This window comes from Brevibacillus sp. WF146 (genome assembly GCF_001673705.2).
In the GTDB taxonomy this organism is placed as follows: domain Bacteria; phylum Bacillota; class Bacilli; order Brevibacillales; family Brevibacillaceae; genus Brevibacillus; species Brevibacillus thermoruber.
On sequence record NZ_CP109943.1, the window covers coordinates 3,367,218 to 3,380,281 of the forward strand.

Annotated in this window: 9 protein-coding genes; 1 reads left to right on the plus strand and 8 read right to left on the minus strand. The window is 61.0% G+C overall.

The genetic code is table 11. The features are described 5' to 3' along the window. Positions 1-6: 6 nt before the first annotated feature. From A6764_RS16750 to A6764_RS16760, 3 genes are all read right to left on the minus strand, one after another. The gene (locus A6764_RS16750) at positions 7-825 is read right to left on the minus strand and encodes a cytochrome C assembly family protein (RefSeq protein ID WP_029097513.1); all 819 of its coding nucleotides are present in this window, start codon (positions 823-825) and stop codon (positions 7-9) included. Between the two features lie 30 nt (positions 826-855). Beyond that, on the minus strand, positions 856-2,217 hold the full coding sequence (gene hemA, locus A6764_RS16755; RefSeq protein ID WP_029097514.1) for a glutamyl-tRNA reductase: 1,362 nt from the start codon (positions 2,215-2,217) through the stop codon (positions 856-858). Between the two features lie 126 nt (positions 2,218-2,343). Beyond that, positions 2,344-3,963 (minus strand): methyl-accepting chemotaxis protein, encoded by a 1,620-nt coding sequence (locus A6764_RS16760; protein WP_264622292.1) that lies wholly within the window; start codon positions 3,961-3,963, stop codon positions 2,344-2,346. 166 nt (positions 3,964-4,129) lie between these two features. Between A6764_RS16760 and A6764_RS16765 the strand changes: the two genes are divergently transcribed. Continuing rightward, complete coding sequence (locus A6764_RS16765) at positions 4,130-5,071, plus strand: DMT family transporter (protein ID WP_319800789.1); 942 nt, start codon at positions 4,130-4,132, stop codon at positions 5,069-5,071. A 157-nt stretch (positions 5,072-5,228) separates the two neighbouring features. On the opposite strand, the gene A6764_RS16770 is transcribed toward A6764_RS16765, so the two are convergent. The 5 genes from A6764_RS16770 to clpX all read right to left on the minus strand — a co-directional run bounded on the left by A6764_RS16770 (position 5,229) and on the right by clpX (position 13,063). Continuing rightward, positions 5,229-6,581: a protein O-GlcNAcase gene (locus tag A6764_RS16770; RefSeq protein ID WP_035288696.1), complete on the minus strand. Its 1,353-nt coding sequence runs from the start codon at positions 6,579-6,581 to the stop codon at positions 5,229-5,231. 25 nt (positions 6,582-6,606) lie between these two features. After that, positions 6,607-7,275: a ribosome biogenesis GTP-binding protein YihA/YsxC gene (gene yihA / locus A6764_RS16775; protein ID WP_029097518.1), complete on the minus strand. Its 669-nt coding sequence runs from the start codon at positions 7,273-7,275 to the stop codon at positions 6,607-6,609. Further along, positions 7,272-9,611 carry an endopeptidase La gene (gene lon / locus A6764_RS16780; RefSeq protein ID WP_029097519.1) on the minus strand — a complete coding sequence of 780 codons (2,340 nt, stop codon included), beginning with the start codon at positions 9,609-9,611 and terminating at the stop codon, positions 7,272-7,274. The genes yihA and lon overlap by 4 nt, the downstream gene beginning before the upstream one ends. 156 nt (positions 9,612-9,767) lie before the next feature. Further along, positions 9,768-11,459: an ATP-dependent protease LonB gene (gene lonB, locus A6764_RS16785; RefSeq protein WP_029097520.1), complete on the minus strand. Its 1,692-nt coding sequence runs from the start codon at positions 11,457-11,459 to the stop codon at positions 9,768-9,770. Positions 11,460-11,797: 338 nt separating this feature from the next. Then, the gene (gene clpX / locus A6764_RS16790; RefSeq protein WP_029097521.1) at positions 11,798-13,063 is read right to left on the minus strand and encodes an ATP-dependent protease ATP-binding subunit ClpX; all 1,266 of its coding nucleotides are present in this window, start codon (positions 13,061-13,063) and stop codon (positions 11,798-11,800) included. Between the last annotated feature and the right edge of the window lies 1 nt (position 13,064).

Here is a 13,064-nt window from a genome sequence, read left to right on the forward strand (position 1 = left end):
TGGCGGTTACAGCCAACTGTGGAATTTGGAGATGTCGGTGGCCAGAAAGTTGACCAGCAGCAGCAGAAACGCCGTCAGGTTAAACTGGGCCAGCCGCCTCATCTGCCAGGTGTCGCTGAAGCGCTTGTACAGCCAGTACGAATACGCCCCCAGCACCAGGATCGACAGCAGCACCTTGGCATCGAGCCAGAACTTTTCCGGCAGGACCAGCTTGCCCCAGATGATCCCGAGAATGATCGCCAAGAGCAGCATCGGCACCCCGACCACGTTCATCCGGTACGCGTACACTTCCAGCATGTCAAGGCTGGGCAGCCGCCGTAAAAGCGGCGTCCAGCGCTTTTCTTTCAGCATTTTATGCTGCAGGAGATACATGGCCGAAAAGATCATCGACAGGGAAAACGCCCCGTAGCTGAACATCGCCAGCGTGATGTGGATCAAGAGCAGTTCCGACGTGAGCGTCTCCGATACGGCCGTCAGCGGCGTCTCCGGCAAAAACATGGAGAGCACCAGCACGACAAAGCCGATCACGTTGGTAAAAAAAACCAGCAAATCGATGCGAAAAAAATAGTTGATCACGAGCGACAGGGTGACCAGCACCCAGGAATAAAAAAAGAGCGTCTCAAACAGCGTGATGACGGGAAAGTAGGATTTCTCCGCCATCTGTGAGACGAAAAAAGCGGATTGCAAGGCCCAAACGACAGCAAGCAACCCGAAAGCCAGACGGTTGACTTTCCGGTTGCTTTGCAAGAAGTCGTTGAAATAGAAGAGAACACTTGCAGCGTAGAGAAAGATCGTCAAGTCGTAGATCCATCTCGCGTCGGCCATGTACGCTCTCCTCTCTTTCCATTTCGGTATCTACTCGCGGACGCGGGACGCAAAGACCTGCTCACGAGTGGACAAGTGTTTTTTTTTCTCTTTTTCCCAGTTGGCTTCCCGCTCGAACCGCTCCAGGATCTCTTCCAGCGCAAAGATGGCGGAGAACATGTCCAACACGTCTTCCCCGTTCGACTTGGCTGCCAACTCCTTCAAACGGACGACCGGATCGTGCAATAATTGATTGATCATGCCCTTGGTCGTCTTGCGGATGATGTGCAGCTCGCGCTCGGTCAGGTTGGACAGCTTGTTCTCCATTTTGCGCATCCCCTCGCTGTGGATGGCCTCCGCCTTTTCACGCAGCGCGGCGATCAGCGGTGATACGCCCAGCGTCTGGTACCAGGTGGTGAAGGCGACGATTTCATCGGCAATCATCCCTTCCAGCCGCTCCGCCTCGCGGGAACGTTCCGCCAGGTTGCTGGCGACAATGCCCTCCAGATCGTCAATATCGTAGAGGTACACGTTGTCCAGGTCGTGCAGGCTGGGGTCCAGATCCCGCGGCACGGCGATGTCGATCATGAACAGCGGACGGTGTTTGCGCCGCTGCATGATCGGCATGAGCTGGTCCTTGGTGATCACATAGCCTGCAGCTCCCGTGGAGCTGATGACGATGTCGGCGGTGAGCAGCGCCTCAGGGAGCTGCTCCATCGTACAGGCGTCCCCTTTGAATTTCTCCGCCAAAAGCCGGGCACGCTCCAAGGTCCGGTTGGCGACCCGCACGTGCTGCGAACCGTTGGCGTGCAGGTGTTTGGCGGTCAGCTCGCTCATTTTGCCCGCGCCGACGATCAGCACTTCCTTGCCCGCGAAGGAGCCGAAAATCTTTTTCCCCAGTTCCACCGCGGCGTAGCTGACGGAGACGGCGTTTTGGCCGATCCCCGTTTCCGTGTGGGCCCGCTTGGCAAACGTGACCGCCTGCTTGAACAGCATGTTGAACACCGTGCCGGTCGTCTCGAGCTGCTGGGCGAGCAGGAAGGCGTCCCGCACCTGTCCGAGGATTTGCGTCTCGCCCACCACCATGGAGTCAAGGCCGCAGACGACGCGGAACAGGTGTTCAATCGCTTCTTCGTTTCCTTTTATATAAAGATGCTGCTTGAACGACTCTTTGTCGACCCCAAACCACTCCGCCAGAAATCTCAGCACGTAGTCCCGCCCCACGTTCAACTGGTCGCAGACCACGTAGATTTCCGTGCGGTTGCACGTTCCGAGAATGACGCATTCCGCGATGCTCTTCGTCTGGGAGAGGAGATGAAGAGCGCGTGCCGTCCCGTCATCGCTGAACGTGAATTTTTCCCGAATTTCGACTGGTGCTGTTTTGTAATTGAGACCCAGCAAAAGGATATCCATAACGTCCTCCCAGTATTACATGCCAGCCGGCTCTGTGTAAAATGCACTATTATTATAACATTATGTCCCCAAACGACCAGTTGTAATTGTGAAAAGTTTATTAACGGGTGCACCTGGGTCTCTATGCTACACGCGAAACCGCTTCGTGATTCGCTGCAGCGCCATCGTCTTCTCGGCCAGCGTCCCCGCTTCCTCAGCCAGCAGATGCACGCCGCCTGCCTGCTGCTCGACTGCGCTGGCCGCCGCCGAGACGCTCTCCGCAATCTGGCCGGCGATCGTCTTCACCTGGGTCAGCGTCTGGCCGATCGCCCCGCAGTGCTGGACGAGCCGCTCGGCCCTCTCGGCGTTCTGGGCCGACAGCGCCTGGTTGGCGTCCACCACCACCTGCAGGCTGCGGATCGCCTCGCCCGCTTCCCGCACGTGACGGCTGGAGAGTCGCAGGTCGCCCAACTGGCGCTCCACTCCTTCCGCAGTCTCGGTCACGTCCGCATGAATGGCGGCTGCGGTGGACAGGATGTTGTCCGCAAACTGCGCGGTCTCCTCCGCCAGCTCGCGAATCTCCGCCGCCACCACGGCAAAGCCCCGGCCGTGTTCCCCGGCGCGGGCCGCCTCGATGGATGCGTTGAGCGCCAGCATGTTGGTCTGCCGGGCAATCTTGGTGATCGCCGCCACCTGCTGCCGGATCTGTTCCGCAGCCTGTGCCAGATGGCGGATCGCTTCCGCCGTTTCGGCCATGCCGGACTCCGCTTGTCCCACCTGGCGGGAAGCCGTCTCCACCGCATGGTTGCCCCGCTCCGTGGTCATCGCGGCGCTCCCGCTCATCTCTCTCGTCTTGTTCAGCGCCGCCTGCATCTCCGTCAGCATGGCCGTCATTTCCTGCAGGCGCTCGACCGCTTCGGCGGCCGCGTGGGCCTGCTCCTCGGTCCCCGACTGAAACTGCTGCATCATGCCGCTCAGCTCGTCGAAGGTGTCCCGCAGTTCCCGTGCCTGCTGCGCCTGGTTCCGGCTGATCTCCCCCGTGATGTCCGCCGCGCCCGCGATCTCGCTTACGATGTTCTGGATGCCGATCGCCATCTTGTTTAATTCCAGCCCCGTCTGGTGAAATTCATTGCGCGAGCGGGTGACGATTTTCCGGGTCAGATCGCCGGACGAGACGGCCCGGGTCAGCTCGCGCCATTCCTGCAGGCTGGCGCGCATGGTCCGGTACAACCAAAAGCCTCCGATCAGCCCCACGCCGAGCGAAACGGCTGCCCACACCGACGCATCCGCAAGCGGCAGGCCCTTCCCAAGCATGGCCGCCCATCCGCACAGCGGCGGGATACAGCCGAGACCGACCAGCGCCGGTCCCAAAAACGGGCGGTGCAGAATCGTCCCCATCCGGAGGACGTACCGCCTGCCGCCAAACGTGCCGATCGGAGCGGCGGTGTCGATCAGCCGCTCCCCCGTGTTGCGCAGGTAAAGCTGGGACAAGACCTCGCGCGTGGCGGCCGCCCGCCGCCCCACCTCGTCATCAAACACGATGCCCTCCCGCAGCCGGTTGGTATGGATGTGACCGTACCCCGTCTCATCGACGATGACGAAGTATTCCCGATTCCCCAACTGCTCGTCCAGGATCTGCCGGACGGCTTCCCGTTTCTCCTCCAACCCGCTGCTGCCCGCCAGCAGCTCGGCCAACCGCTGAGCGGTGCGGGTGACTTTGGCTTCCGCCCGGCGGGCCCGCCGCGACCGAAGTACGGACTGGTTCATGTGAATCCCCCCTCTATTTTATTTTTCTTTATTTTCCGATATTTGCTCCCGGTTGCCAAGCGGTTTTCCGCTTGTGCTTGCTTTCCCCGCCGGTTTGCCTTATCATGCAGGCATGGAACCGGAACGTTTGAAATCGTCTGAATCATTCGGAAGGAGAGAAACACCATTGAAAAAACAATGGATGGCTGATGTGACCCTGCTTGTGATCGCGTTTGTGTGGGGGGCCACGTTCCTCGTCGTCCAGCAGGCCATCGCCGCTCTGCCGCCCAACGCCTTCAACGCGGTGCGCTTTACCATCGCCGCTCTCTTTCTGCTCGCCATCCACTGCCTGTTCTTTCGCGAGCAGCTGCGGACGTGGAGCTTCCCGCTGATCAAGGCCGGATGTCTGATCGGGTTTTGGCTCTGTCTGGGCTACGGCCTGCAGACGGTTGGCTTGGTGTACACCACCCCGTCCAAAGCGGGCTTTATTACCGGACTGTCGGTGGTGCTGGTCCCGCTGTTTTCCTTTCTGATTCTGCGCGAGAGGATCAAACCGACCGCCATCACCGGCACCCTGATCGCCGCCTGCGGGCTCTACCTGCTGACGCAAACCTCGACGCTTGCGTTCAACCTCGGCGACGTGCTGGTCTTCGGCTGCGCCATCTGCTTTGCGCTGCAGATCGTCGCCACCGGCAAATACGCTCCGCGTTTTCCTGCCCTCCCGCTGGCGATCGTCCAGTTGGGGACGGTGGCCGCGCTGAGCTGGGGGTACGCGTTGTTGTTCGAAGACTGGCGCCTCGCCTTCGACCCGGCGGTCCTGTTTGCGCCGGAAGTGGTCCGCGGCCTGATCGTGACCTCCATCTTCGCCACCGCGCTCGCCTTTTTGGCCCAGACGGCGCTGCAGAAGGAGACCAGCTCCACCCGCGTGGCGCTGATCTTCTCCCTAGAGCCGGTGTTTGCCGCCCTCACTTCGTACCTGTGGATTCACGAAGTGCTGACGGCGCGGCAGTTGGCGGGCTGCTTCCTGATCTTTTCCGGGATGATCCTGGCGGAGCTGCCGATCCTGGAGTGGTGGAAAAGCCGGCGCATCCGGAGAAATCAGGAAGCCGGCCGCCGGGAGTCGGCGTGATGGGCAGTGACGGATGAAAAAACGGGGCTGGCTTGCGTGCCAGTCCCGTTTTTTCACGGCGCCCGGTCCGGTTTGGTTTGCCCCCACTCGTCATTCTCGACGACCGTCCCCCATAAAACACAATCCAGGCCCCACTCTGACCGTGGAGCCCGGTTTGCTACCTCGTCTGTTTCAATTCCAGAAGCACCGCTTCCACAAACAGCTTCATCACGCTGCCGCACACCTTTTGCGGCAGCCGTTCGGTCCGCTTCATCCAGTGCTTCAGCCGGAGCAGGTGATACGCCGCCCGGAGCGTCCGGCCGCTTGTGCCCGCCTCGATCATGGCGGTAACCGCCTGCCCGACCTTGGCCCAATGCCGGTACTTCTCCACCCAGCCGCCGATCTCGGCGGCCAGTTTGCGGTTGCGCATCCGCTCCAGCAGGTGCAGGGCGGTCTCCTCCATATCGGCAAACACACGCCCAAGCATGCGCAGTCCCGCCTGCCGGTCCCCGTACAAAAACTGAAAGCGAAACTGCAGAAACGCCTCCAGCAGTGCCGGCGATTCCGTCTCGTTGAGAAACGAGCCCTGCACGTTGTCGGCGAAGCGGAGAACGGCGGCGGCGTCTTCCGGTCCGGCCACCTCTTCCACGGCCTGGGACCACGCCGAGGCTGGATCGTACCCTTCCGGATCGCGCAGGTACGCCGCTGTCGTAAGCAGCGGAATTTTCGAACTCTCCGCCCGTGCCATCGGGTTGGCCACATACCCGGCAGCGTGCCGCCACAAGCCGGGATCGCGGTTGCGCAGCGGGCCGATGTGCAGTTCATCGGCCATCGCCAGGTCGTTTACCGGATAGTTGTCCCAAATCAGCGGCTTGTGCCCCGTCCGTTCCGCAAAAAAGCGGGCGTCCGCCTCGGGCAGATACGGCGAACAGACAAAGCGGCCGGTCCAGAACAGGTCGATCGCCGCCGGCAGGCGACGTCCCAGCTCCGTGATGTACGGTTCGTCGCCCATGCCGTGATACTGGGCGGGACAAACGGTCAGCTCCACCCGCTCCTCCCAGCCGTCCATCGCCTCGCGCAGCCTCAGCGCCACATCCGCATGCGCTTCCGCCAGCGTGCGGTAGCGGCTCACGTCCGCCGGATGCATCAAGGCCAGCGGGATGTCGTCAAACAGCAGGGCGAAGTGGCGCACGCCCCGTTCGTACATGGACCGGTACTTTGCCAACAGGCGGGAAAAATGGCCGTCGTTGGCGTACTCCATGCTCAGGCCGGGACTCAGGCAGTAGACAAATCGCACCCCTGCCTCCCGGGCGCACGCCATCCAGCCCTCCATCTGCTCCAGGGCCTCGGGCGGATGCGGCTCCTGCCAGCGTTCCCGCAGATAGGGATCGTCCTTGGGCGAGTAGTAGTACGCGTTAAACCCGTGACGCCCCAAAAAGCGGATCATGTCCAGCCTCTCCGCGTTTGTCCACGGAGTGCCGTAATAGCCTTCAATTACCCCGCGAACGGGAAAAAACTCACGGTTGTGCACGGACACCCCTCTCTTCCCGCTGATGTTACGACGGGGAGCTGCCCGTTTCCGCCGTTTCCGGCGCCGCGCCGGAGAGATCCTGCTCAGCTTCGGGGGCCGTTTCGTCTTCCTGCCGCAAGCGGCGGATGATTTCGCCCCATAGTTCGTCCCGTCCCTGTCCCGTTTCCGAGGAGAAGATGATGAGTGCATCGTCGCCGCGCAGCTGGAGCTGTTCGCGGATCACTTTCGTATGCTGCAGCCAGCGGCCGCGGGCGATTTTGTCCCCCTTGGTGGCCACGACCACGGTGGGAATGCCGATTTCCTTGCACCAGTCGTACATCGCCACATCATCCTTGCTGGGCGCGTGGCGGATGTCCACCAACTGAATCACAAACCGCAGCTCCTGGCGCTGTTTCAGATAATTTTCAATCATTTTGCCCCACTGCTGTTTCAGCGACTTGGCCACTTTGGCGTAGCCGTAGCCGGGGAAGTCGACGAAGTAGAGCATGTTGTTGACGCGAAAGTAGTTCAGCGTCTGCGTTTTCCCCGGCTTGGAGCTGGTGCGGGCCAGCCCCTTGCGATTCATCATTTTGTTCAGCAGCGAGGACTTGCCCACGTTGGAGCGACCCACCAGAGCGATCTCTGGCAGGCCATCTGTCGGGTACTGTTTGGGTCCGACGGCGCTGACGACAAATTCGGCCGATGTGATCTTCATCGCGTTTCACCAACCGCTTGCCGGGTAAGCGCGTGGCGCAGGACCTCGTCCATGTGTTCCACCGTGATCAGCTTCAAGTCCTTTCGCACGCTTTCCGGGATGTCTTCGATGTCCTTCTCGTTTTCCTTGGGCAGGATCACCGTCGTCAGTCCGGCCCGGTGAGCGGACAGCGCCTTCTCTTTCAGTCCGCCGATCGGCAGCACGCGGCCGCGCAGGGTGATCTCACCGGTCATGCCCACCTCTTTGCGCACCGGGATGCCGGTCAGGGCGGAGACGAGCGCCGTGGCGATGGTGATGCCGGCGGATGGACCGTCTTTGGGGATCGCTCCTTCCGGCACGTGAATGTGGATGTCGTTTTTCTCGTGGAACTCGGGGTCGATGTTCCACTCGGCGGCGCGGGAACGGATGTAGCTGAACGCCGCCTGGGCCGACTCCTTCATGACGTCGCCGAGCTGACCGGTCAGCGTCAGTTTCCCCTTGCCGGGCAGAATGCTCACCTCTACGTTCAGCGTGTCGCCGCCCGCCTGTGTCCAGGCCAGGCCGGTTACAGACCCCACCTGATCCTCCCGCTCGGCCAAGCCGTAGCGATAGCGCGGTTTGCCAAGCAGGCTCTCCACCGTTTTGGGCGTCACCACGACCCGCTTTTTCTCGCCGCTGACGATCAGCTTGGCCGCTTTCCGGCAGATGCTGGCCGCCTCCCGGTTCAGATTGCGCACGCCCGCTTCCCGGGTGTACTGACGGATCACCTTCAGCATCGCGTCCTCGTTCATCTGCAGTTTATCCCTGCCCAGCCCGTGCTCCTCCATCTGTTTGGGCAGCAGGTAGTCGCGCATGATGTGCAGCTTTTCCAGCTCGGTGTAGCCGGCGATGGAGATGACCTCCATCCGGTCCAGCAGCGGACGGGGAATCGTATGCGTGCTGTTGGCCGTCGTGATAAACATCACGTTGGTCAAATCATACGTCTCTTCGATGTAATGGTCGCTGAACTTGTCGTTCTGGTTGGGGTCCAGTACTTCCAGCAGCGCGGAAGCCGGATCGCCGCGGAAATCGGAGGCCAGCTTGTCGATTTCGTCCAGGAGAAAGACGGGGTTGATCGTGCCGGCCTGTTTCATCCCCTGGATGATGCGGCCCGGCAGCGCTCCCACATAGGTGCGGCGGTGGCCGCGGATTTCCGCTTCGTCACGCACTCCGCCGAGCGAGATGCGGACAAACTCCCGCTCCAGGGCACGCGCGATGGAGCGGGCGAGCGAGGTTTTCCCCACGCCGGGAGGACCGACCAGACAGAGGATGGGACCGCGCATGGAATTGACCAGCTTTTGCACCGCCAGGTACTCCAGCACCCGCTCCTTCGGCTTTTCCAGCCCGTAGTGGTCTTCGTTCAGCACCTGTTCCGCGTGACGGATGTCCAGATTGTCGACGGTCCTGCGCGTCCACGGCAGGGACAGCAGCGTGTCGATGTAGGTCCGGATCACCGCTCCTTCGGCGGACGTGGTCGGCATCTTCTCCAGGCGCTCCAGTTCTTTCTCGATCTTGTTCTTGATCCGTTCGGGGGCGTCGGATTTCTCCAGTTGGGCGCGCAGTTCATCCACTTCACCCTGCCGCCCGTCCTTTTCACCTAGCTCCTTTTGGATCGCTTTCATCTGCTCGCGCAGGTAGTATTCCTTCTGCGTCCGCTCCATCTGCTTCTTGACGCGGTTGCTGATCTTGCGCTCCAGTTCCAGCACCTCGCGCTCGTTGTTGAGGATGTCGAGGAGAATGTTGAGCCGCTCCTTGATGTTGGTCGTCTCCAAAATCTCCTGTTTGTCCTTCATTTTCAGCGGCAGATGGGAGGCGATCACGTCGGCCAGCCGTCCCGGTTCCTCGATGTCGCTTACCGAGGTAAGCGCCTCCGGCGAAATCTTTTTGGACAGCTTGATGTACTGTTCAAAATGGCTCAGCACGGCGCGCATCAGCGCTTCCACTTCGTTTTCGTCGGCCTTTTCCTCTTCCAGGTACGTGATCGAGACCTGGAAGAAGTCATCCTGCCGCAGGTATTCCTCGATTCGGGCCCGCTGCAGGCCTTCCACGAGGACGCGGATCGTGCCGTTCGGCAGCTTCAGCATCTGTTTGACCCGCGCAACGGTGCCGACGCTGTAGATCTGCTCGGCGCTGGGTTCTTCTATGTGGACTTCTTCCTGCGTCGCCAACAGGATCTGATTGTCATCCACCATGGCCTGCTCCAGGGCGCGGACTGATTTTTCCCGTCCCACATCCAGATGGAGAACCATGGATGGATACACAAGCAGCCCGCGCAACGGGAGAAGCGGTATCTCTCGTTTACCGGAACGTTCGCCCAAGCTTATGCACCTCTCCTTGATCTGTACGAATTGCCTGCTTAACATGCAAAAACGGCTCCGACAGCCGTTTTTGAACATCGCGGAAGCTTCGCAGTGAAGCTTTTTATCATTGTAGCGCAAACGGAATCCGATGTCTAATCTCCGGGCGCACCGCCGTTACAACGACAGGGGCGAAGAGGCGAGATCTTCCGCCGGAAGCTGCAGGGTGAAACCGGCGCTCTCCGTCTCCGGTTCCGCCAGGAGAGCCAGCTCGATCGCCTGCTGGACGGTGGAGACGGGAATCACCTCGATGCCCTTCATATCGGCAAACAGCGACTGCCAGTTCTCCTCGGGAATCAGCACGCGTTTCGCCCCCGCCTGTCGGGCCGCTTCCACCTTGGCAACCACGCCGCCGACCGGTTTGACCTTGCCGTGGATGCTCACTTCCCCCGTCATGGCAACCAGGTTGTCCACCGGCCTCTCCTTGATCGCCGAATAAATGGCGGCGGCAATCGTGATGCCCGCCGAGGGACCGTCCACCGGCACGCCGCCGGGAAAGTTGATGTGCAGGTCGTAATCGTACGGCTGGACGCCCAGCCGGTTCAGCACGGTCAGCACGTTTTCGATCGAGCCTTTGGCCATCGACTTGCGCCGGATCGTCCGGCTGCGGCTGCCCATTTCCTCTTCTTCGACCAGGCCGGTCATGGTGACGCGGCCGGCCCCGGGTGCCGCCGCCCGGCTGGCGGTCACCTCCAGCTCCATCACGCTGCCCATGTTGGGGCCGTACACGGCCAGGCCGTTGACCAGTCCCACCTGCGGCGAGTCATGCACCCGCTTTTCCTGGCGCGGCGACTTTTGGCTGCTGTGCACGACCCATTCCACGTCGACGGCGCGGATCGTCGAACGCCCCTCGGTCAGCGCGATCCCCGCGGCGATCTGCAGGGTATTGATCGCTTCCCGGCCGTTGGTGGCGTACCGTTCGATGACGCCGACGGCCTCGTCCTCCATCGTCATGTCCATCTTGGAGACGGCGGTGCGGACGATGCTCCCGATCTCCGCCGGCTTGAGCGGTCGGAAAAAGATCTCCAGACACCGGGAGCGGAGCGCCGCCGGCAGCTCTTCCGGCATCCTCGTGGTCGCTCCCACGAGGCGGAAATCGGCCGGCAGTCCGTACTTGAAAATCTCGTGGATGTGGGACGGTATCTGCGTGTTCTCTTCGCTGTAGTAGGCGCTCTCCAGCATCACTTTGCGGTCTTCCAGCACTTTCAGGAGCTTGTTCATCTGCACCGGATGCAGCTCGCCGATTTCATCCAGAAACAGCATGCCGCCGTGCGCCTTGGTCACCGCCCCCGGCTTCGGCTGGGGAACCCCTGCCTGCCCCAAGGCACCTGCCCCCTGGTAAATCGGATCGTGCACGGAGCCGATCAGCGGATCGGCGATGCCCCGTTCGTCAAAGCGGGCAATGGTCGCGTCAATTTCCACAAACTTGGCGTCGCTGGAAAACGGCGACAGCGGATTCCGCTTCGCTTCTTCCAGCACGACGCGGGCGGCTGCCGTCTTGCCGACGCCCGGCGGACCGTAGATGATGACATGCTGCGGATTAGGCCCGCACAAGGCGGCACGCAGGGCGCGCAGCCCATCCTCCTGTCCGACGATCTCTTCCAGCTTGGACGGCCTGGTCTTCTCCGAGAGCGGTTCCGTCAAGGCGATCATCCGCATCCGCCGCAGTTGGTCCAGGTCCTTGCGCGACTCCCGGTCACTCGATGTTTTGGTCGTCCGCTGGGCGCGGAGCAAATTCCAGAAATAGGTTCCTATGATGATCCCGACGACTACTTCGATGCAGGCAATCACCAATGTGGTATAGTCCATCCGTTAACCCTCCCACGCTCACTGTTCGCACCGCTTCCGGAAGAAACGCTTCTGCTGCAGTCAACACGGCAAAAGCCGGTTCTTCCCTCGAGGATGCTTGTGTTTGCCGTATCAGGCCGCGATCGCGAGAAGTTCCTTCCTGATACAGTGATCCAATCAAAAAGCGTCTCGTGAACTATATTGAGTAGTATTGCCTCGCAATCGCGGGCGTAAACAAGCCGATCCGGCATTCCCCGCCGCTTGGGCGGGCACAGCCGGCCGGGCGAACAAACGGGAGCGCAAATGAAAAACCACCCCGACGATCGGGGTGGTATGGCTGGCGTTTCCAGCGGTGCCGGTTACGCGCTTTCGTTTTTCAGTTCGCGGCCTTCCTTGGTCATCAACTGCGGCTTCACCTTGTCGCGCACGGTTTCTTCGGTGATCACGCACTTGCTGATGTCTTCGCGGGACGGCAGTTCGTACATCATGTCGAGCATGATCTGCTCGATGATGGCGCGCAGTCCGCGGGCGCCGGTGTTCCGCTTGATCGCCTCCTTGGCGATCTGCGTCAGCGCTCCCGGTTCGAACTCCAGCTCTACGCCGTCCAGACTCAGCAGTTTTTGGTACTGCTTCACCAGCGAGTTTTTCGGTTCGGTCAGGATGCGGACCAGCGTTTCCTCGTCCAGCGGTTCCAGCGTGGCCAGCACGGGGAGACGGCCGACAAATTCCGGAATCAGCCCGAACTTGAGCAGGTCTTCCGGCAGCACGTACTTCAGGTACTCGCCCGGCTTCAGGTCGCCTTTGACGCCGTCGCTGAAGTCGGTGCCGAATCCGATCACCTTTTTGCCCAGACGGCGCTTGATAATCTGCTCGATGCCGTCAAACGCCCCGCCGCAGATGAACAGGATGTTGGACGTGTCGATCTGGATGAACTCCTGGTGCGGATGCTTCCGACCGCCCTGCGGCGGCACGCTGGCAACCGTCCCCTCGAGAATTTTCAGCAGCGCCTGCTGCACGCCTTCGCCGGATACGTCGCGGGTGATCGACGGATTTTCCGACTTGCGGGCCACCTTGTCGATCTCGTCGATGTAGATGATGCCCTTTTCCGCCTTCTCCACGTCGTAATCGGCTGCCTGGATCAGCTTGAGCAGGATGTTTTCCACGTCTTCGCCCACGTACCCCGCTTCCGTGAGGGAAGTGGCGTCGGCGATGGCAAACGGCACGTTGAGAATCCGCGCCAGCGTCTGGGCCAAGAGCGTCTTCCCGCTTCCGGTCGGGCCGATCAGCAGGATGTTCGACTTTTGCAGCTCCACATCCTCGATCTTGGCGCCGGAGTTAATCCGTTTATAGTGGTTGTACACCGCCACCGAGAGGGATTTTTTCGCCAGATCCTGGCCGATCACGTAGTCGTCCAGGATTTTGCGGATCTCCATCGGCTTGGGGATTTCCTTCATGTCGATTTCTTCTTCCGTGCCCAGCTCTTCCTGGACGATTTCGTTGCACAGCTCGATGCACTCGTCGCAGATGTACACGCCGGGCCCGGCCACCAGCTTGCGCACCTGCTCCTGCGATTTGCCGCAGAAGGAGCATTTCAGCTGGCCTTTGTCGTCGTTAAACTTAAACATG